This is a genomic window from Streptomyces sp. URMC 127 (assembly GCF_051386535.1).
GTDB lineage: Bacteria > Actinomycetota > Actinomycetes > Streptomycetales > Streptomycetaceae > Streptomyces.
In genome coordinates, this window is sequence record NZ_JBPQTW010000129.1 from 1 (window position 1) to 18,625 (window position 18,625).

An 18,625-nucleotide genomic window follows, 5' to 3' on the forward strand; every position below is an offset into this window, starting at 1 on the left:
CCGGGGGCCGGCTGGCGACGCCGTCCTCCGGGGGGTGGTGCGGTGCCCGCCGGCCGGGGCCGGGCGCTTCCTCCGGCCGGACGCGGGGCGGCCCCGGACAGGGGCGGCCGCGACCGGGCGGGGGAACGGGCACGAAGGTGCGCGGTCCGGGAGCGGCGGCGGTGTCGCTGCCGTCCTGGGCGACGCGGGGTGGCGCGGGGAGGTCAGCCCTCTAAGGGCCGCCGCCGGCCGGGTGTCGCGCGACGGGCCGGCCTGCCGTGGGGCGCGTGCGCCCGGTGGCACGGCACGGCGCCGGGACGCTGCTGCGCCTCGGTGCTCGGCCGGCTGTCGGTGGACTCCATGCCGTGAATGGTGTGAGGCGTGTAAGGGCGCCGTCAAGACTTCGCAGGGAATTGATATTTCCGCCGGTAATGATCGATCAGTGCTGGTCAGAGCGGGGTGGGGCGGGCATTTCCCCGGCGTACAAAGGAATCCGCACCGCAGGCCGGCCGCCTTTGTACATGACCGTTTTCAGCAATACCCCTGTCCCATGTGATCAAGGCCACAGGGCCGTGATCTTGCATTGCTTGCCCCGGGCGATTCATGGCGTCTGCATTCATGTCTTCTACATTTATGCGCGCCGCATCCGGGCGGGCGGACAGCCGGACGGGTGGACCTGGGACCGCCCGGGCGCGCGGACCCGCGGGCGGCACGGGAGGGCTGCTTACAGTGGCCGCCCAGAGAGCTGCAACACGGCGGAGGTGTTTCATCCATGCAGGTCGCCGGCTGGCACGTGGAAATCGAATTCGACGAGGACGAGTCCCATACCCGGGCCGCCGCCCTCCTGCGGCTGCGCGACGGCACCGAACTCCGCGCCCGGACCTCCTCCACCCGCGACTCCCGCGACCCGAACGAACCGCGCATCGGCGAGGAGATCGCCGGCGCCCGCGCCTTGCGCGACCTGGCCGAGCAGCTGGAGCTCAAGGGCCGCGCCGAGGCCCGGAACCTCACCAAGCCGTAGGCGGCGCCCGCGACCTGACATGCCGTAGGGAGATCGACCCGCGAGATCCGGTCGATCCGCGGCATATGCGCGCGGGCCGGCCGCAGATCCGGAAACAGGCCTCTCAACTGCGGGGCGAGCGCGGGCGGGCAGCTGCCGCACGGCGCTCCGCAGGCGCGGGCGGTCGGCGCGAATGCATCGCCGACCGCCCGCTTTTACCTTGCCTATATTGCTGCATGACTATCTCTTGACTAATCTCCCGACAGCACCGACCGGCACCACCAGCAGCAGAGCGCAGCAGAAAACCCTGGGGTACGCCTTCGCTCGGCGCACCCCAGGGCTCTCCGGTCGGTCATCGTCCCCCGCGGCGGCTGCGGGCCTTCCGTCAAAGACAGCGGCCGAAGCGGGCTCAACCGACGCCAAACCAGTCTTCGGAGGGTACCCGTGAACCACCCCGCCCGGCTACGTGACGCCATCGCCGCGGACGGCACCACCCCCCTCATCGGCATCTTCGACATGTTCTCCGCCTCCGTGGCGGCCCGGCACTACGACGGCATGTTCGTCTCCGGCTTCGGCTTCGCGGCCTCGCACTACGGCCTTCCGGACATAGGTTTCATCGCCTGGCCCGACATCGTGGCCTTCGTGCAGCGGCTGCGCCTGGCGTTCCCCGAGCAGCACCTGCTCGTCGACATCGACGACGGCTACGTCGACCCGGAGACCGCCTGCCACGCCGTCCAGCACCTGGAAGCCATCGGCGCCTCCGGGGTGATCCTGGAGGACCAGCAGCGGCCGCGCCGCTGCGGGCACGTCGACGGGAAGCAGATCCTCCCCCTCCAGGAGTACCTCGACAAGCTGGAGATGGTCCTCGAGTCCCGCCGCGACCTCGTCGTCGTGGCCCGCACCGACGCGACGGAGGAGGACGAGATCCTGCGCCGCGCCAAGGCCCTGGCCGCCACCGACGCGGACGTCCTGCTCGTCGACGGCGTCCGCAGCACCGACTGGATCCGCAAGGTCCGCGACGTCATCGGCGACAAGCCGCTGCTGTTCAACCAGATCGCCGGCGGCAAGTCGCCGCGGCTGTCACTGCCGGAGCTGACCGCGCTCGGCGTGGACGTGGCCATCTACAGCACCCCCTGCCTCTTCGCGGCGCAGTCGGCCATGGACGAGGCGCTGGCCGGGCTGAAGGCCCGGGACGGGCGGCTGCCCGAGCACACCCCGGACAGCATCGGCGTCGCCGAGTGCCTGTCGCTGCTGGAGAAGAACATCAGCCGTCACCACGCCCGGCCCCTGGCCGCCGCGGCCGACGCCCGCTGATAGTCCTTCGTTCCTTCGTCCCTCCTTCCCCCCTTCCCCCTCCGGCCCTGCGGGGCCGCCCGTGGCCGCGTCCTCATCCCCTCCGGCGCGGCCACGGGCCCGTCCGGCCCCGGTTCCGGTGAACCCGCGGGGGCGCCCGGTGAACCGGCGGGGTGCGTCACGGCGTCTGAAGGACTGCCCCTGCCCGGCAGGCAGCGGGCTCAAGACAGCAGCCGAGGGCGCGACAGGCAGGGGAAGCGGACCGTGAGCCGGACCGGCAGAGCAGAGCGGGAACGGCGGGGCGGCCGCCCCCCGGCGGGCAGCAGCACACCGGTGGACATACCTGCGGACATACCGGCCGGCCCGCCGGCGGGCCCGGCGGGCCCGGCGGGCCCGCGCAAGCAGGCCCCCTCGGTGCCTCCGGCAGCCTTCCGTCCCAGCGGGGTGGTCGACCTGCGGGCCGCCGGCTCCCGGGTTCCTGCGGTGCTGTCGTATCCGGCGGGGTCGGTCGTCGTGGTGTCGGGGCTGCCCGGCAGCGGCAAGAGCACCCTCATGCGCCGCTGGTCGGCGGCGGCCCCCGCCGTCGATCCGCGCGCCGCCCACGAGCGGTGGCAGGCGCGCATGCCGGACCGGCTGCCGTACGCCGTCTACCGTCCGTGCGCCCGGCTGGACCACTTCCTGCGGATCCGCACGGCCGTACGCAGCGGGGAGCCCGTTCTGGTGCACGACTGCGGCAGCCGCCCGTGGATGCGGCGCTGGCTGGCCCGCGAGGCCGGGCGCCGGGGCCACGAGCTGCACCTGGTGCTGCTGGACGTGGGCACGGTGCGGGCGCTGGAAGGGCAGCGCCGGCGCGGCCGCCGGGTCAGCCGGCGCGTCTTCACCCGGCACGCGCACGGGCTGGGCCGGCTGCTCCGCACGCTCGATGCCGCCGCGGCGGGGGGCGGCGGCCGCACCTTGCCGCCGGCCGTCGCGGAGGCCGCCTCGCTCGTGCTCTTGGGCGCCGCGACCCGCGAGGACGTCTCCGGGCTGGAGTTCCGGCCGGCCGGCTGACCTTCCTCCCCCGCCGGTGCCGGCCGACCCGCCTCGCCTGCCGGTTCAGTACCGCAGGACCGCGGCGAGGCGGTGCTCGTCGGCCAGGGTGTCGTCGGGGACGAACTCGACGTCCGCGCCGCTGTCCAGCGCGCTCTCGACGATCTCGTCGACGGCGTCCTCGATGAGGGAGGCGTCCGCGCTGAGCGGTTCCGCGGGCTCCTCCACCACCTGCGGGTGGCCGCCGTTGCCGTCGGTGCGGACGGTCGCCTGGTAGTGGTCCTCGACGGCCAGCAGGGCCACGCGGCCCTGCCGCACCGTCTGCCAGACCTCGTCCAGACCGGAGGTGTAGCGGCGGGCGCCGCGCGCGTCGCTCAGCCGCTGCAGCACCTCGCCCCGGCGCGCTTCGCGGCGCTCCTCGAAGGCCGGGCGGAGCACCTGAAGGAGCTCGTGGCCGCTCTTGGCGGTGCCGCTGCCGTTCTCGACCAGGGCGGTGACGGCGCCCGCGTCGGGCAGGGCCTCCTTGAAGTGCACGGCCAGCTCGCGCCGTCCCACCACGTACAGGGGCCTCGGATGCTTCTCCAGCACGCCCGCCAGGGCGGTGGCGACCGACCGCAGGTACTGCCGCTCGCGCTCGACGAGGCCCTCCTCGCGGATGGGTTTGCCGAAGTTCCTGCCCGGCAGCGCGTCCACGTGGTCGGGCAGGGCCGGGAAGACGGGGAAGCCGTTGCCGGTGAACTCGGTGAGGGTCTCCCCCGCGCCGTCCCACAGGCGGCTCTCCCCCTTGGTGACGGCCAGGGCCCAGTACGGCTCCTCCATCCGGGCGGCCGCCACGAGGTTGCGGGTGAGGAACGTCTTCCCGATCACCACGCGCTGCGGCACCGTGCGCGGCAGGTACCACACGTGGTGCTCGCCCGGGGCCGCAAGGATCAGCAGCCCGTCGCTGGAGTGCGTCAGGTCCGCCTCGGCGGCGGCCGCGTCCAGCTGCGCCTCGACGTCCGTCCGTGCGGAGCGGGAGACCCCGGCGTCCTCGGCGAGCCGGCGCTTGGCCTCCGCGAGGGTGTTCCGCAGCCGGACGGGGTCCTCGGGGCTGTACGGGGAGCGCCGGGTCGTCGGCACGAGCAGCGACACCGCCGGGTAGGGACGCGGTCCGCGCAGATCGCGGAGGATCTCGTCGGTCAGGTCGCCGATGTCCATGGGTGTTCTCCTACCGCCGCGGCCTCCGGGACCATTACAGGTCACCAGAAACCCCGCGCCCCAGCCACCCCAGCGCCACCAGACGGGGAGGTCACCGGAGGGGGACGTAAGACTTTCGTCACCGGAAGCCCGGACCCTGCGGCGGCCGGAATCCGTTGCAAGGAGTGAGAGAACACGCCGGCTTTTCGGAGGCAGAGATGGGACGTGTACGACGGGTGCTGCGCAGGCCGGCCGTCATCGGGGTGCTGATCGCGGGGGCGCTCGCGGTCGCCGCGGGGCTGGTCTGGTTCCAGCCGTGGAAGCTGTGGGTGGACGAGACCGTACGGGAGTCCGTGCCGGCGGTCACGGGCACGGCGCGGACGGGTGGCGGCGGCCAGGACGGCGTGCGGACGCTGGCCACCGGTGAGCTGATCAGCCACGAGCACCGCACCAGCGGCTCCGTGCGCATCCTGCAGCTTCCCGACGGCAGCCGCACGCTGCGCCTGGAGAACCTCGACACCAGCAACGGCCCGGAGCTCAAGGTTCTGCTCAGCGACGCTCCGGTGAAGCCGGGGCGGGACGGGTGGCACGTCTTCGACGACGGCGCGCACCGCAGCCTGGGCTCCCTCAAGGGCAACAAGGGCGACCAGAACTACGCCGTGCCGGCCGACGTGGACCTGTCCCGCTACACCAGCGTCAGCATCTGGTGCGACCGCTTCGACGTCTCCTTCGGGGCGACCGCCCTCAAGGCCGCCGCCTGATCCTGCCGGGCGTCTCAGGTGACGTCGATCGTGGCCGCGACGGGGGCCGTCCCGGAGACCTCGCAGGCGACGGTCACGCCGAAGACGTGCACGGTGGCCGCGCCGGGCGTGACGGTCGCGGCCCCCGCGGTGCCGAGTTCGGCGGAGGCGGCGCCGCCGGTGAGCGTGACGGTGGAGCCGCTGGGCACCGCGGCGGGGTTGGTGAACCCGGTGGCCGTCACCGAGCCGGTGGCCGCGCCGCCGAGTTCGAGGACCATCTCGCCGGTGGCGGCCCGGGCGGGCACGTCGACGGGAACGGTCAGCGCGGTGGTGACCTCGACGGACAGGTCCGCGGTCGAGCCCCGCGGCACGCCGGCGGGCGCCGTCACGGTGACGAGGAGGGACTGGACTCCGCCCGGGGCGCCGGGGCCGGTGCAGGTGTAGCCGACGGTGACGGCGTCGGCGGCCGCGGCGGGCGGCGCGCCGAGCGCGGCGGCGGCCGCGGCCAGGGTGGCGGCGAGTGCGGTGCGGGTGATGCGGGGGGTTCTCATCGCCGTGCTCCTCTCGTCCGGCGCGCCTGGGTTTGACGCAGCCATGACATCTGTCGCACGGCGGAAAAGAGAAGTCAACACCGGCGCCGGGCGCACCAGAAGCTACGACGCCGGGCGCCCCCCATTCCGCCGGCCCCTCACCGTCGGGGCACGGCACCGTGGCGGCGGGCTTTCCTACCGGGGCGTGCCGCCGCGTTGGCAACGGCCGGCCTCTCCTCCGCCGCCACGGTGCGCCACCACAACGCCGCTGACCGGCGGTGCCCAGCCGGCCCGCTCTCACGCCGGGCACCGCACCACCCGGCACGCTGCCATGACGGCCAACCCGTACTCCCGCCGTCGCGGCGGGCCACCGCGGCCCTACTCCGGCGGTGCCGGGCTCGCCAAGGCGGTCAGGGCGGACAGCCCGCCCGTCGCCAACGCGTGGCGCTGGCGGTCGGCCGGGGATCCGCGGGACAGGAACAGCCGCAGCAGGCGTTCGACCTCGCGCGTGTCGCCGGCCTCGTCCAGGGCGGGCCTGACGTGCGTGAGCAGGTCCTCGACCGCCTCGCCTGCGCCCCGGCGGCGGCCGTGGGCGTCGATGAGGCCGCGGTGCAGCCCGTAGCGCGCCGCGTGCCAGTTCGCGGCCTGGAGCATCTCCGGCGGGCAGGGCGCCTGCGGCAGGCCCTCCCGTTCCTCGCGCAGCGCCGTGGCGACGAGGGCGCGGACGATGCCCGCGAAGAGGACCGCGTCCTCGGCGGTGAGCTGGACGTCCAGCGCCCGCACTTCGAGGGTGGGGTAGCGCTCGGAGACGCGCGCCTGCCAGTAGAGCTGGCCCTTGTCCAGGATCACGCCCGCTCCGAGCAGGGCGTCGGTCCGCCGGTCGTAGTCGTCCGGCCCGTCGAACCGGGGCGGCGGGCCGCTGACCGGCCAGCGCCCGTAGACCACCGTGCGCCAGCTGGCGAACCCGGTGTCCCTCCCCCGCCACAGCGGGGAGTTGCCGCCCATGGCCACCAGTACGGGCAGCCAGGGCCGCAGCCGGTTCAGCGCGCCGACGGCCGTGGCGCGGTCGGGCACCCCCACGTGCACGTGCATGCCGTTGACGAGCTGCTCGTCGACCAGGCGCGCCCCCTGCGCCTGGAGTTCCAGGTACCGCTCCTTGGGGGTGACCGCGGGCGGCGCCCCGCCGCACAGCGGCGGGGTCCCGCAGGCGACGGGCCGGCACCCCGCCTTCCGCGCCGCCGAGCCGACCGCCCGCCGCAGCCGCACCAGATGCCCGGCGAGCTCGGCGAGGCCGGTGCAGACCGGGGTGGCGGCTTCCAGCTGGGCCCGCAGCAGCTCCGCCTTGATCTCACGGCCCCCGGCCACCCCCTGCAGTCCGGAGGCCGCCCGCACCTCGTCCGCCAGCGGCACCGGCAGCGCCGTGACGGGGTCCAGGAGCAGGTACTCCTCCTCCACCCCCAACGTGATCATGCGACCGTCCGCCCTCTCGTCCGCCGTTCCGGGCCGGGGGCAGGGGCTGCCCGGCGGCCCCGGAAGGACCCGCCGGCTGCACATGTGCCCGGTGGCGGCGGGCGGTAACGGCCGCTGCTCCAGATGCACCCGGCCGCCCCCGCCCCGCCCGGACGGGCCGACGGGGACGATCGGGCCAATACTGAGCCTTGCGGGCACGTCCTCCGTGCGAGGGAACCCGCGACGGCACTGCGGCACGAGGAGAGGGACGCCGATGCGGGAAATAGCCACCGTGGTGGACATCGCCGCCGCGCCCGGCCACGTCTGGCGGATCCTGACGGACCTGGCGGGCTACGAGGAGTGGAACCCCTTCATCCGAGAGGCCTCCGGCGAGGTCTCGCCCGGCCGGCGGCTGCGGTTGCGGGTCTTCCCGGGCCGCCGCCGGCCCATGACGTACCGCCCGAAGGTCAAGGCCGCGGTGCCGGCGGAGGAGTTGCGCTGGCGCGGCCGGACCCTGATGCCCGGCCTCTTCACCGGTGAGCACCGCTTCGTCCTCACCGACCTGGACGGGGGCGGCACGCGCGTCGTCCAGAGCGAGAGGTTCACCGGGGTGCTCGTGCCGTTCCTGCGGCGGAGTATCGCCGCCACCGTCGCGGACTTCGACGCGCTCAACCGCGCCTTGAAGAAGCGTGCGGAGACGACGGAGAGGCGCGCGGAGACGGCGCACAGCCTCTGACCCCCGGGTCCGCCGGTCACTCCCGGCGTTTCCACAGCACGGCGGTCGACAGGGCGAAGAACAGCAGGTTCCCGGCGCTCAGCGCCGCGCCCTGCACCGCGGTTCCGGCCGCGCCGGGCACGGCCCGGGTCAGCAGCGCGCCGACGGGGATGCAGACCAGGGGGTTGACCACGCACATCCACCGCGGGAAGACCGTCGGCCCGCGCAGGACGCACACGGCCATCCATACCGAGCCGGCCGCCCAGCAGGCGAGCAGCACCCCGTAGGGGATGAACAGCACGGCGGCCATGTCGCCCGGCAGGCCGGTCAGGGCGGCGGAGCGGACGCCGGATGCGTGGACCGCCTTGGCGGCCTGCCCCCAGTAGTAGAAGGAGCCGTGGGCGAACGGCGCCAGGGCGAAACCGGTGACGATCAGCAGGTAAGGCGGTACGGACAGCAGGCGCGGGGCGGGGCGCAGGCCCTGCCGCAGCTGCCGGCACGCCACGAGGTAGAGCGGCCCGGTCAGGACTCCGAGCAGGGCGCCCCAGGCCAGCCGGGTCGTGGAGGCGGGCAGCATCGCCGCCAGCGAGTCGCGGGCGGTGCCGTCGTAGGACGTCAGCAGGGGGTACTGAGCGGCGGTGCCCATGGGCTTGCCGAGCAGGAGGATGTCACCGACGAGCCAGGCGACCGAGGCGATGACGCCGCACAGCCCGGCGATGAGCACCTGTCCGGCCCCCCGGTCCGGTGCCGGGGAGTTGAGCGACTGAACGTCAGGTGGCGGGGCATCAGGTGATGGTGAGCCGGGCGACGTCTTCCGTGACGGCAGCGCGTTCGGCGCCATGAGGCAACCCTCCCAAAGGTTAGGTTAGGCAACCCTAACCTCACCCGCCTGGAGGCGTCGGTGAAACCGTACAAAATTACAAACCGGACTGTCGGTTTCTCCTCGCCTTCAAGGGTGCAATTCGGTCATCGCCACCCGATCACCTCGCCGGGCACACGCATCGGCGGTATCAACACCACTCCCCGACCGATGAGTTCGCCACTCAAATACCTGCACACAGAGGGCATTACGGGCAGCCTGAGTAGAAATCAAACCAGTTAGTTGGTTTCATGTGGGCATGATGTTGTCGAACCACCGCAGGAGCTGCCGGTGACGAAGCAAGAACGGGCCATGAACACCCGGCACGCGCTGATCCGCTCCGCAGCGCAGGCCTTCGACGAGTTCGGCTACACGCGCGCCAAGCTCGCCGGCATCAGCGCCGGGGCCGGCGTGAGTTCGGGCGCCCTGCACTTCCACTTCGACACCAAGGCGGCCATGGCGGCCGCCGTGGAGTCCGAGGCCACCCGGACCCTGCACGCCCTCGCCCGGCACGCCCACCGCAAGAGCCCTTCCCCGCTGCAGGCCCTCATCGACTCCACGCACGTCATCGCGCAGCAGCTGCGCCGTGACGTCGTCGTGCGCGCCGGTTTTCACCTCAACTGCCGTACCGCACACCACTCCGAGGTCAATCTGCACCAGCAGTGGCTGGAGTGCGTGCGCCGTACGCTGGAGCGGGCCGCGGCCCAGGGCCAGACGCCGCCGCACGCCGTGCACGAGGAGCTGGCCGCCACCGTCGTGGGTGCGACCGCGGGCTTCGAGGCCCTGGCCCGCCAGGACCCCGGCTGGCTCTCGCGCCCCACCGTCACGGGCCTCTGGCACACCCTCCTGCCGCAGCTGGCCACACCCAAGGCACTGACACAGCTTCAGGCCGCCGGAACGGAAGCCGTCATGACCGCGACCGGGCCCGCTCCCGCCCCCGCACAGCACGCCCTGGCCCACGCGCACGGCGGCTGAAGAAGCCGGAGAACCGGCGCACTCCGCGTACCGGACCCCGCACGACACCGGGCGACGCAACGTCGCCCGTCACCCTCAGGCCCGCAAGCCCCTTGCGGGCCTTCGCCATCCCCGGAATGCCCCCTTCCAGCAGGCGGCCCGCGGAGCATCCACCCTGGTGAAGCGCGCTAGGAAAGTCGTTCACCCTTGACAAACAGGATATCCGGTTTGTTAGCGTCCTGGCATCGGATCACCGGAGGCCCCGCTGTCACGAGCAGCGCTCTCCGGCCAGCTTTCCGATGCCGTGCAAGGGTGCCGAGGGGGGCTCGCCGCCCGTGGGCGCCGTGCGCCCCGCCCGCGGCATCGGCCGGACACCCAGGGGGAAAGCGTGGACGTCAACAGGCAGCGGTCCGTTCCAGCCCGCCGCCCGGGCATCCTCCGCGCGCCCGGCGCCGGAGCCGGGGAGCGCACGGCACATCACCGGGAGGCCGCGGCCTCCGCCTCTTCGCGCTGGGCGCGATGCGCCTGCCAGACCCGCGCCCCGCGATCGGGGGCCGTGTCCAGCATCCGCAGGGCGCCCGGAACGGCAACGCTCGGCAGGAACATGTCGTACAGCAGGGCGACCCGCTCCTCCAGGGACTCGCCCTCCGGATGCGCCGTCGCCAGGATCTCGACGCCCGTCCAGGCGCTCACGAACAGCATCGCCGTCCGCTGCGCGTCCACGTGGGGCAGCAGCTCGCCCTGCTCCTTGGCCGCGGTCAGCTGGGCGGCGATGAACTCGATCCACCCCGGCCAGGACGTGCCGAACAGATCCCGCGCCCTGCGGTCGGCCGACAGCCGGATCGCGGCGCTCAGCAGGGGCTCCGAGGGCAGCCGGTGCGCCAGCACCATGCCGACGTCCACCCACTCCTGCAGCCGCGACTCCTGGGGCAGCACGCCCTCCGTCGTCAGCGCCTCGCTCAGCACGCCCCGCGCCAGCTCCTCCTTCGACGCGAAGTGGAAGTACAGCGCACCCTTGGTCACGCCCGCACGCCCGAGGATCTCGGCGATCGTCGCCGACTCGTACCCGAACTCGTCGAAGACCTCACCCGCCGCCTCGAGAATCAGGCGACGCGTGTGAATCGCCCGCGCCTGCTTGGCCATTGACTACCTCCCGTTCACCGGCACGACGCCGGTACGAACGCCCGGCCGGCCACGACCGCCGGTGCGTCCTGCCGGACGAAACGGGCAGGGCCCGGAATCGACGGCCAGGGCCGGTACGGGCGACAAACCCTAAAGCAAACCGGATAGTACGTATCTTATCACCGGGCCGGTTAACAACCGGGACGCACGAATCCACTCCGAGGAGAGACGTGTCTCAGATCCTGCTCCGCCCCGCACCCGACGCCGCCCACGACATCCCGCGGCTCTCCGGCGGCCACGCCACCGAGTACCGGCTCGTCCGGCTGGAGAACGGCGGAGCCGACGGGTCCGGCGACCTGCAGGCCTCGACCCCAGACCTTAGCTCCCCGGCCGGGCCCGCCGCCCACGACGGCGGCGGAACGCCCGGCGCGGCCCCCGGCGGGCCCGCCGCCAAGGAGCTCGTGCACCTGAGCTTCGACGACGCCGTCCACGTCACCCGCTGGGAGCAGCAGGACCCCACGCAGTACACCGTCACCGGAAGCTGGCCCGCCCACACGACCCACCACGTGCCCGGCCACGGCACCCACTACGAGACCCTCGTCGTCGCCCAGACGATACGCCAGGCCGGTCTCCTCCTCGCCCACACCGCGTTCGAGGCGCCGCTCAGCCACGCGACGCTCCTCCACACCTTCTCCTACACCCTCAACCCCGCCGCGGAGCCCGGCACCGAGAGCCCCACTCCCCTGCACATCGACGTCACGGCGACGCCCACCACCACGCGCAACAAGCGCGTCACCGCGCTCCACCTCCGCATGACCGTCACGGCAGCGGACTCCGCCGCCGGCAAGGTCGCAGGCCAGGTCCTCGTCACCGCCGAGACGACGTTCGAGTGGATTCCCCCCGCGGTCTACCGGCGGCTGCGCGGCGAGCACGCCCAGCCCCCCTCCGCCGTGCCGCCCCGCACGCCGCACCTGCCGCCCGCGCACGTCGGCCGGACGAGGCCGGACGAGGTCCTGCTCGGCCCCACGGACGAGCCCGGCCGGTGGGAACTGCGCCACCCCTTCGAGAACACGGTCTACTACGACCACGCCGTCGACCACGTCCCCGGCCTGGTGCTGATCGAGGCCGCCAACCAGGCCGCGTTCACCGCGACCGCTCCCGTGCCCGCCGCCTGCGGGTCCTGCGCCTGCTTCCCGGCCCAGGCCTCCGGCTACCGGCCGCAGCCCGTCACCACGCACACCACCTTCCACCGGTACGCCGAGTTCGACGCGCCCATCGCCGTGACCGGCGAGCGGCACACGACGTCGCGCACCACGACCCACACCACCGTCGGGTACCAGAACGGCGAGGCCGTCTTCACCACCACGCACACCGGCCCCGCCGCCTGACGCCGCGGGGCCCGGCGGCCGGAGCGCGGCCGCCGGGCCCCGCCCCGTCATCCCGTCACACCATCGTGAAGCCGCCGTCCACCGGCAGGACCGCTCCCGTCACGAACGACGCCCGGTCGCTGCACAGCCAGGCGGCCGCCTCCGCGATCTCCGCCGGCTCGGCCGTGCGGGCCTGCGGCGTCAGACGGTGCAGCTCCGGCTCGATGTGCGGGTTCCGCTCGAACCAGCCGGCGATGATCTCGCTGCGCGTGGTGCCGGGGGCGACCGTGTTCACCCGGATGCCGTGCGGTGCGTACTCCGCGGCCGCGGCCTTGGTCAGGCCGATCACGGCGTGCTTCGAGGCGATGTACGGAGCGGCCGCGGGTATGGCCAGCATCCCGGCGACGCTGCTGTTGTTGACGACGGATCCGCCCGTACCCGATTCCACCATGGCCGCGAGCTCGTGGCGCATGACGTTCCACACGCCCCGTACGTTCGTGTCCATGATGGTGTCGTAGGCGTCGTCCTTCATCAGGTGCATCGGCTCCTGGTCCCACCCGATCCCCGCGTTGTTGAACGCGCCGTCGAGGCGCCCGTGCCGCTCGGCGGCGTACTCCACCGCCCGCCGCGCGTCGTCCTCCACCCGCATGTCCCCGACGACGAACGCGGCGTCACCACCACTCCCCCGGATCTCCTCGCACAGCGCCTCCAGGCGCTCGCGCCGGCGCGCCGTCAGCACCACCGCGGCGCCCTCGCGCGCGAACACCTTCGCCGCGGCGGCGCCGATGCCGCTGCTCGCCCCCGTGATCAGCACGCTCTTCCCGGCGAGAAATCCCTGATGCTCAGTCATGGCCGAAATCCTGCCATCCCCGGGCGGCCGCTCTTCCCCGCCCCCCGTGCCCCAAGTGGCGCAGCGTTGGCTGACAGGACGGCGGGAAGGGGAAGGAGGACCGACGTGCCCGGGCTTCGTGACCCCCTGACGATGCTGGTGAGGCGCGGCAGGGAACCGGCGGTCGTGCAGACGGTGCGGTCCACCGCAGCCGCGGTGATCTCCTATGTCGTCGCCCTGTGGCTGAGCCGGGAACCGGCCCCGCTGACCGCGCCGCTCACCGCGCTGCTGGTCGTCCAGGTCACCCTGTACTCCACGCTCACCACGAGCGTGCGCCGGGTGAACTCCGTCGTGGTCGGCGTGCTGATCGCGATCGGCTTCAGCGTGCTGGTGGGGCTGACGTGGTGGAGCCTCGGCCTGATCATCCTCGCCTCCCTCGTCATCGGCCGGTTCGTGAAGGCGGGCGAGTTCGTTCCCGAGGTGGCGATCAGCGCGATGCTCGTCCTGGGGGTGACGCGGGTCGCGGAGACCGCCTGGGACCGGGTGCTGGAGACCCTGATCGGCGCGGTCGTCGGGCTGCTGTTCAACGTGCTGCTCGTCCCCCCGGTGTGGGTGCAGCCCGCTGGCGAGGCGATCGAGGACCTCGCCCGGCGGATGCGCCGCCTCCTGCAGGACATCGGCGAGGAGGTCACCGGCCACACCCCCGTCGCGAAGGCCGCGGCCCGGCTGCACGTGGCGCGGCGGCTCGACCACGACATCGTCCAGGTGGACGCCTCGCTCCGGCAGGCCGAGGACAGCCTGCGGCTCAACCCCCGCGTCAAGGAAGGCCTCCTGTACCGGGTCGTGCTCCGTACGGGGCTCGACGCGCTGGAGATCACGGCGGTCGTGCTGCGCGTGATCTGCCGGACCCTCACCGACCTGGCCACGCACCGTACGGAGGAGGCGCTCTTCCCCGCGGAGACCGCCGCGGCCCTCGAAGAGCTCTTCGGGCACATGAGCCTGGCCGTGGAGAACTTCGCCGTCGTCATCACCACGCACGTCACCGCCAGCGCCGACCAGGCCGAGGAGCACCTCACGCGGGAGCTCGACGCCGCCCGCCGCACCCGCGACCACGCCGCCGGTCTGCTGCTGCGTCAGGTCCAGCAGCATCCGCGGCAGTGGCAGCTGCACGGGGCGCTGCTCGCGGAGATCGACCGCATCCTGGACGAGCTCGACGTGGAGAAGCGCACCGAGCGGCTCACCGAGGAGCTCGACCGCCGGTCGCGGGAGCAGCGCGAGCGCTATCCGCGGCTGCACCGCGTCGTGGAGCGGCTCCGCAAGAGCCGCTACGGCCGCCGCAGCACCCTCGGCTGACCCTCCGGCCCCGTCCCGCGCCCGCCGGGGACCGCGACGTTCCGCAACCCTGGCGTGACAGCGCGCGGCGATCTACGATCGCAGCGGCCGGGGCACATGTGCGAGGGGGGCTCGTGGTACTGCCATTGACCGCCTTGGGGTCCGCCGCACGGGCCGGGGAACCGCGATGACCCGGCGCCGGTACCGGGTCATGTGCCCGCCCGTCCCTACGACTGCGGGAGAAACGACTGAGATGCACTGGAGGCATCTGCGCCGCCGATGCCAGAAGGTGATCGGCGGGATTCCTGTGCCCGAGCCTTTCTCCGCACAGGACCTGTGCGACCGCCTTGCCGCCGAGCGCGACCGGCCGCTGCGCCTGCTCGCCCTGCCCACGCCCACCGTCCCCGGGACGCCCTCGGGGATGCTGCTGTCCGTCGAGACCGAGGACTTCATCCTCTACGACGGGCAGACCAGCCCGCTGCACCAGGAGCACATCATCGTCCACGAGATCGGGCACCTGGTGTGCAACCACCGCTCCGCGCTCGACGACACCCGGCTCTTCCGCCATCTCGACATCACCGATCCCCAGTCGGTGCGCCGGGCGCTGCCGCGGATCCGCTACGGCGACGAGCAGGAGCAGGAGGCGGAGATGATCGCCACGCTGATCCTGGAGGCGGCCGGGCGGGTGCCCGCCCCGACGCTGCTGTCCGGGATGCTCGGCGGTCTGGAGTCGGCGATGGGCCTGCGGGTGGGCCGGCCTGCGGGGGCGTCGTGCTCACCTGGATAGACAGCCTCGCCTGGGTCGAGAACGCGGGCATCGCCGCCCTGTGGTCGGCGGCCCTCGTACGCGCTCCGCAGGCGGTCCGCCACCGGGAGCAGCGGCCGCTGTGGTTCGCCGTCGTCATGATCGCCCTGGCGATGTCGATGCACCTCGAACCCGTGACGGCCGTGCTGGCCCGGCTGGTGCCGGGGGCGCACTGGGTGGACCTGACGACCCATCTGTTCAGCATCGTCGACGCGGCGGCGGTCCTGTGGTTCATCCACGGCGCGGCCGGCCGCCACCGCCGCACCGGGGCGCTGTTCGGCACGGCGGCGGCCGTGATGGCCGCCCTCGTCCTGCTGGACGTGCTCGGCCCGGCGCACGCGCGGAACCAGATCGCGCCGTCCCGGGCGACGCCGAGCGTGCCGGACGCGTACTGGTGGGTGTTCTTCGCCTTCCATCTGACGGCGGACACGGTCTGCGGCATCGTGTGCTGGAGCTACGGCCGGCACGGCACGCCGCGCCTGCTGCGCTACGGGCTGCGCCTGTTCGGCTCCGGCATCCTGCTGGCCTCGGTGCTGTGGTCGCTCAAGCTCGTCTACCTCTCCACGCGCTCGCCGGTGTTCGCCCCGCTGTTCTCGCCGGTCACGGGGGTGGAGGCGGCGTGCATGGCGCTGGGGGTGGCCCTTCCGGTGTTCGCCCGGATCCGGACGCACCTGCAGTACCGCAGGTCCTACCGCGGCCTGGAGCGGTTGTGGCACGACCTGACCACGCACACGCCGGACGTCGTGCTGCGCCCGGCCAACCGCATCGGCGCCGTGGCCGTCCCCCTGCAGCTGCGGCTCTACCGCCGGGTCATCGAGATCCGCGACGCGATGATCGTGCTGCGCAACTACATTCCGCCCGCGACGCTGGAGTCCATCCGCCGGAGCGTGGCCGGGCAGTCCCTGCCGGAACACCTGGTGGACGCGCACATCACCGCGCGCTGGCTCACGGCCGCGCTGCGGAACAAGCACGACGGGCAGAAGCCGCACGCCCAGACGGCGAACCTCACCGGCTCCGGGGAGCAGGGCGCGGACGGGGCGTCGGCGCGCAGTCTGGCCCACGAGATCGACCACCTCCTGCTCGTCGCGGCCGCGTACAGCGCCGCCGCGGCCGCCTCGCCGCGCGCGGGGACCTGAAAGAAGAGACAAGAAAAAGGCCGAGGGAAACCGAGAAGAAGACCAGAAGAGGAAGGACGGCGTACCACCGTGCTCATTGCCTTCACCCTGACGCCCGTCGGCGTCGGAGAGAGCTTTCCCGACGAGATCGCCGACGCCGTGGCCGTCATCCGCGCGTCCGGGCTGCCGTACCGCTCCGACTCGATGTACACCATGATCGAGGGCGAGTGGGACGAGGTCATGGACGTGGTCCGGCGGGCCACGGAGGCCGTCGCCGCGCGGGCGCCACGCGTCCAGCTGGTGCTCAAGGCCGATCTGTGGCCCGGGCGGCCCGGTCTGCTGGACGGGAAGATCGGCGCGTTCGAGCGGCACATGGCCGACCGCGCACAGTGAACGTGTGCGCATGGCAGAGGGCGGATATCCGTGTTGCGATGGAGAAAGGAAGAAGTCTGCCACGACGGGAGGAGCGATCATGGCACGCAACAAGCCGCTCAAGGCCCGCGACATCATGACGGAGGGCGCGCAGTGCGTCGGTGAGCACGAGTCGCTGCTGGACGCGGCGAAGATGATGCGCGAGCTGCACGTGGGCGCGCTGCCCATCTGCGGTGACGACGACCGGCTCCAGGGCCTGGTCACCGACCGCGACATCGTCATCCAGTGCGTGGCCGACGGTGTGGACCCGGCGACCGTGGAGGCGGGTTCGCTCGGCGGTGAGCTGCACTGGATCGACGCGGAGGCGCCCGCGACGGAGGTGCTGGCTTCCATGGAGCAGCACCAGGTCAAGCGGCTGCCGGTGATCGACGTGCAGAACGGCCACCGCCTCGTCGGCATGATCTCGGAGGCCAACCTGGCGCAGAACCTCTCCGACAAGCAGATCGCGGAGTTCGCGAGCAAGGTGTACGCGGGCGCCCACTGACCCCGCTGACGAAGGGGTGCGGTCCGCGGCACGGCAACCCGGCCGGGGGCGCCCGGCCTCAGAGGCGGGCACCCGCCGTCCGGGCGGGTGCCACCGCTGCCCTGAGCTGGTCCAGGGCCCTCTCGCACAGCCCCGCCGCGTCGGGGTCGGTGGAGGTGACGCTGAGGAACAGCCGGCCGCCGAAGCCGATCAGGACGACCAGCGGGGCGCCGGAGAGGGTGGTGTGCGCCGCGCCGTGAAAGGTGGTCAGGCGCAGGTCGCCGTAGGTGCCGGGGATGGACGTGAGGAAGTTGCTGAGGGACACGTCGAAGCGTGCGCCCTTCCTCTCGCTGCGGCGCAGCAGGCCTGTGATCATCGCGTGCGGCAGGGGCAGCAGGCGGAATCCCGTGACGAGCGGGCGGAGTTCCTCCGGCCGCAGGCGCCGGTGGAGGCGCTCCCTGAGCTCGCGCGCCGCGTCCCAGAGGCCGTCGTGGGGGCGGCCGGGCGCCACGGGCAGCAGGAAGCTGGCCGCGTAGAGGCCGACGGATTCCCGCGGCGCGGGCACGAGGATGCGGCGCAGGTCCGCGGCGACGGCGATGCGGGCGGGCCCGGGGGCCCGGCGGGCGCGGGCGAAGGCCGTGCAGAGGGCGGCGTGCACGGTGGTCCGCTCGGCGCGGCAGCGGTCGAGCAGCGCGGTGGTCTCCACCGCGTCCAGCGTCCAGGTGCGGCAGGTCAGCGGGGTGGCCGGGCCGGTGCGCCGGGCCGGGGCTCCGGCCTGGGCGGGCAGGTGCAGGGAGCGCGAGAGCTTGACGAGGTCGGAGGGGCTGACGCGCGGTCCGGGGAGGAGGCCGTCGGCCGGCGGGGCCGCGACGGCGGGCGGGCGGGTGCCCGGTGCGGCCAGGTGGCGGAGGACGTCGCGGACGACGAGGGCGGCGGAGTGGCCGTCCACGACGAGGTGGTGGAAGGCGACGACCAGGTCGAAGGAGTCCCCGCCGTCGACGAGGGCGAACCGTGCCAGGGGCCCGTCGGCCGTGGAGAAGGGGCGCTGGAGCTCTTCCTCCAGCACGCGGGCGACCGTACGGCCGGCGAGCGGGTAGACCACGCGCAGCGGTGTCTCGGGCACGCCCTGCGTGGTGAACCAGGCGTGCCAGGGGCCGCTGCGCTCCACACGTGCGCCGAGGAGCGGGTGCCGGGCGCGGACGGCGGCGACGGCGTCGCGCAGCCGGCCGGGGGTCGTCGTGCCCTCGACGTGCACGGCGACGGCGACGGTGGCGGGCAGCGCTTCGCCTGCCGCCCACACGGCGCGTTCGTACGGGGAGAGGCGTCGGCGCACGGTCATGGGCTGCTCCGGGGGTCGAGGAGTGCGGGGCCCGGGGCGGTGCGGAGCCCTTCGGGCCAGGTGATGCGCGGGGTGAAGGCGGGCAGGGTGCCGGGGG

The 18,625-nt window shown here is 73.3% G+C and carries 19 protein-coding genes; 12 read left to right on the forward strand and 7 right to left on the reverse strand.

Annotation, left to right across the window (positions count from 1 at the left end; translation table 11 throughout):
• The first annotated feature begins 751 nt into the window (after positions 1-751).
• The 3 genes from ACSNOH_RS23055 to ACSNOH_RS23065 all read left to right on the forward strand — a co-directional run bounded on the left by ACSNOH_RS23055 (position 752) and on the right by ACSNOH_RS23065 (position 3,322).
• The gene (locus tag ACSNOH_RS23055; protein WP_436723328.1) at positions 752-1,000 is read left to right on the forward strand and encodes a dsRBD fold-containing protein; all 249 of its coding nucleotides are present in this window, start codon (positions 752-754) and stop codon (positions 998-1,000) included.
• A 423-nt stretch (positions 1,001-1,423) separates the two neighbouring features.
• The gene (locus ACSNOH_RS23060) at positions 1,424-2,293 is read left to right on the forward strand and encodes an isocitrate lyase/PEP mutase family protein (protein WP_436723329.1); all 870 of its coding nucleotides are present in this window, start codon (positions 1,424-1,426) and stop codon (positions 2,291-2,293) included.
• 393 nt (positions 2,294-2,686) lie between these two features.
• Positions 2,687-3,322 (forward strand): AAA family ATPase, encoded by a 636-nt coding sequence (locus ACSNOH_RS23065; protein WP_436723330.1) that lies wholly within the window; start codon positions 2,687-2,689, stop codon positions 3,320-3,322.
• Between the two features lie 45 nt (positions 3,323-3,367).
• Here the strand turns inward: ACSNOH_RS23065 and ACSNOH_RS23070 are convergent, their stop codons facing one another.
• Positions 3,368-4,498: a hypothetical protein gene (locus tag ACSNOH_RS23070; protein WP_436723331.1), complete on the reverse strand. Its 1,131-nt coding sequence runs from the start codon at positions 4,496-4,498 to the stop codon at positions 3,368-3,370.
• A gap of 197 nt (positions 4,499-4,695) precedes the next feature.
• On the opposite strand from ACSNOH_RS23070, the gene ACSNOH_RS23075 reads away from it, so the two are divergent.
• Complete coding sequence (locus ACSNOH_RS23075; RefSeq protein ID WP_436723332.1) at positions 4,696-5,238, forward strand: DM13 domain-containing protein; 543 nt, start codon at positions 4,696-4,698, stop codon at positions 5,236-5,238.
• A 14-nt stretch (positions 5,239-5,252) separates the two neighbouring features.
• Here the strand turns inward: ACSNOH_RS23075 and ACSNOH_RS23080 are convergent, their stop codons facing one another.
• Positions 5,253-5,768: a hypothetical protein gene (locus ACSNOH_RS23080; protein WP_436723333.1), complete on the reverse strand. Its 516-nt coding sequence runs from the start codon at positions 5,766-5,768 to the stop codon at positions 5,253-5,255.
• Between the two features lie 357 nt (positions 5,769-6,125).
• Positions 6,126-7,217, reverse strand: a complete 1,092-nt coding sequence (locus ACSNOH_RS23085; RefSeq protein WP_436723334.1) for a carboxylate-amine ligase — start codon at positions 7,215-7,217, stop codon at positions 6,126-6,128.
• A 253-nt stretch (positions 7,218-7,470) separates the two neighbouring features.
• Between ACSNOH_RS23085 and ACSNOH_RS23090 the strand changes: the two genes are divergently transcribed.
• Positions 7,471-7,932 carry an SRPBCC family protein gene (locus ACSNOH_RS23090; RefSeq protein WP_436723335.1) on the forward strand — a complete coding sequence of 154 codons (462 nt, stop codon included), beginning with the start codon at positions 7,471-7,473 and terminating at the stop codon, positions 7,930-7,932.
• A 16-nt stretch (positions 7,933-7,948) separates the two neighbouring features.
• On the opposite strand, the gene ACSNOH_RS23095 is transcribed toward ACSNOH_RS23090, so the two are convergent.
• The gene (locus ACSNOH_RS23095; RefSeq protein ID WP_436723336.1) at positions 7,949-8,635 is read right to left on the reverse strand and encodes a DUF6796 family protein; all 687 of its coding nucleotides are present in this window, start codon (positions 8,633-8,635) and stop codon (positions 7,949-7,951) included.
• Between the two features lie 426 nt (positions 8,636-9,061).
• On the opposite strand from ACSNOH_RS23095, the gene ACSNOH_RS23100 reads away from it, so the two are divergent.
• Positions 9,062-9,745, forward strand: a complete 684-nt coding sequence (locus tag ACSNOH_RS23100; protein ID WP_436723337.1) for a ScbR family autoregulator-binding transcription factor — start codon at positions 9,062-9,064, stop codon at positions 9,743-9,745.
• Positions 9,746-10,201: 456 nt separating this feature from the next.
• Here the strand turns inward: ACSNOH_RS23100 and ACSNOH_RS23105 are convergent, their stop codons facing one another.
• Entirely contained in the window at positions 10,202-10,867 is a 666-nt protein-coding gene (locus ACSNOH_RS23105; RefSeq protein ID WP_436723338.1) for a ScbR family autoregulator-binding transcription factor, read from the reverse strand.
• A gap of 209 nt (positions 10,868-11,076) precedes the next feature.
• Between ACSNOH_RS23105 and ACSNOH_RS23110 the strand changes: the two genes are divergently transcribed.
• Positions 11,077-12,234, forward strand: a complete 1,158-nt coding sequence (locus ACSNOH_RS23110) for a ScbA/BarX family gamma-butyrolactone biosynthesis protein (RefSeq protein ID WP_436723339.1) — start codon at positions 11,077-11,079, stop codon at positions 12,232-12,234.
• Positions 12,235-12,289: 55 nt separating this feature from the next.
• On the opposite strand, the gene ACSNOH_RS23115 is transcribed toward ACSNOH_RS23110, so the two are convergent.
• Positions 12,290-13,063, reverse strand: a complete 774-nt coding sequence (locus ACSNOH_RS23115; protein ID WP_436723340.1) for an SDR family NAD(P)-dependent oxidoreductase — start codon at positions 13,061-13,063, stop codon at positions 12,290-12,292.
• Between the two features lie 105 nt (positions 13,064-13,168).
• Between ACSNOH_RS23115 and ACSNOH_RS23120 the strand changes: the two genes are divergently transcribed.
• From ACSNOH_RS23120 to ACSNOH_RS23140, 5 genes are all read left to right on the forward strand, one after another.
• Positions 13,169-14,395 carry an aromatic acid exporter family protein gene (locus ACSNOH_RS23120; protein WP_436723341.1) on the forward strand — a complete coding sequence of 409 codons (1,227 nt, stop codon included), beginning with the start codon at positions 13,169-13,171 and terminating at the stop codon, positions 14,393-14,395.
• Positions 14,396-14,681: 286 nt separating this feature from the next.
• A complete protein-coding gene (locus tag ACSNOH_RS23125) occupies positions 14,682-15,161 on the forward strand; it encodes a toxin (protein ID WP_436723342.1) in 480 nt (159 codons plus the stop codon).
• The gene (locus tag ACSNOH_RS23130) at positions 15,146-16,315 is read left to right on the forward strand and encodes an MAB_1171c family putative transporter (RefSeq protein ID WP_436723343.1); all 1,170 of its coding nucleotides are present in this window, start codon (positions 15,146-15,148) and stop codon (positions 16,313-16,315) included. Before ACSNOH_RS23125 ends, ACSNOH_RS23130 begins: the two co-directional genes overlap by 16 nt.
• A gap of 69 nt (positions 16,316-16,384) precedes the next feature.
• On the forward strand, positions 16,385-16,687 hold the full coding sequence (locus ACSNOH_RS23135; RefSeq protein ID WP_436723344.1) for a thiamine-binding protein: 303 nt from the start codon (positions 16,385-16,387) through the stop codon (positions 16,685-16,687).
• A 79-nt stretch (positions 16,688-16,766) separates the two neighbouring features.
• Positions 16,767-17,210 (forward strand): CBS domain-containing protein, encoded by a 444-nt coding sequence (locus ACSNOH_RS23140; RefSeq protein ID WP_436723345.1) that lies wholly within the window; start codon positions 16,767-16,769, stop codon positions 17,208-17,210.
• A gap of 58 nt (positions 17,211-17,268) precedes the next feature.
• Here ACSNOH_RS23140 and ACSNOH_RS23145 read toward each other — a convergent pair whose 3' ends face one another.
• Positions 17,269-18,528, reverse strand: coding sequence for a condensation domain-containing protein (locus ACSNOH_RS23145; protein WP_436723346.1), 1,260 nt, complete (start codon positions 18,526-18,528; stop codon positions 17,269-17,271).
• Positions 18,529-18,625 lie beyond the last annotated feature (97 nt).

What these genes read in the sequence shown, in the direction of transcription:
- ACSNOH_RS23115 (WP_436723340.1), bottom strand. Translation starts at nt 13,063, where the DNA reads ATGACTGAGCATCAGGGATTTCTCGCCGGGAAGAGCGTGCTGATCACG.
- ACSNOH_RS23085 (WP_436723334.1), bottom strand. Translation starts at nt 7,217, where the DNA reads ATGATCACGTTGGGGGTGGAGGAGGAGTACCTGCTCCTGGACCCCGTC.
- ACSNOH_RS23090 (WP_436723335.1), top strand. Translation starts at nt 7,471, where the DNA reads ATGCGGGAAATAGCCACCGTGGTGGACATCGCCGCCGCGCCCGGCCAC.
- ACSNOH_RS23145 (WP_436723346.1), bottom strand. Translation starts at nt 18,528, where the DNA reads ATGACCGTGCGCCGACGCCTCTCCCCGTACGAACGCGCCGTGTGGGCG.
- ACSNOH_RS23070 (WP_436723331.1), bottom strand. Translation starts at nt 4,498, where the DNA reads ATGGACATCGGCGACCTGACCGACGAGATCCTCCGCGATCTGCGCGGA.
- ACSNOH_RS23105 (WP_436723338.1), bottom strand. Translation starts at nt 10,867, where the DNA reads ATGGCCAAGCAGGCGCGGGCGATTCACACGCGTCGCCTGATTCTCGAG.
- ACSNOH_RS23140 (WP_436723345.1), top strand. Translation starts at nt 16,767, where the DNA reads ATGGCACGCAACAAGCCGCTCAAGGCCCGCGACATCATGACGGAGGGC.
- ACSNOH_RS23080 (WP_436723333.1), bottom strand. Translation starts at nt 5,768, where the DNA reads ATGAGAACCCCCCGCATCACCCGCACCGCACTCGCCGCCACCCTGGCC.
- ACSNOH_RS23055 (WP_436723328.1), top strand. Translation starts at nt 752, where the DNA reads ATGCAGGTCGCCGGCTGGCACGTGGAAATCGAATTCGACGAGGACGAG.
- ACSNOH_RS23075 (WP_436723332.1), top strand. Translation starts at nt 4,696, where the DNA reads ATGGGACGTGTACGACGGGTGCTGCGCAGGCCGGCCGTCATCGGGGTG.